The 223-nt window shown below is 34.5% G+C and carries 1 protein-coding gene; it reads right to left on the reverse strand.

Features of this window, described 5'->3' with window-relative positions:
* The coding region (locus tag FC36_RS12130; protein ID WP_162257653.1) for a hypothetical protein at positions 1-223 on the reverse strand (223 nt) is incomplete at both ends.

Below are 223 nucleotides of genomic sequence, written 5' to 3' on the forward strand. Positions count from 1 at the left end.
TCTAACCCAGACAAATCTGCACTAAGAAATTTGTTACCTGATGACAAGTAAGTTAAATTGCCTTGTGCATTTTTTATAAGATTCTCAATTTGTGATGCTGACCATGCACCACCCAATTTATCTTGTACGTATTTGACAAGGTTTTGTTTATAAGTTTCAAAGTCTTTGTCGTATTGAGCTTTTGCATTTTGGTAGTCAGACACGGCATCATTAATAGCTTTGA

This window comes from Ligilactobacillus equi DSM 15833 = JCM 10991 (assembly GCF_001435735.1).
GTDB lineage: Bacteria > Bacillota > Bacilli > Lactobacillales > Lactobacillaceae > Ligilactobacillus > Ligilactobacillus equi.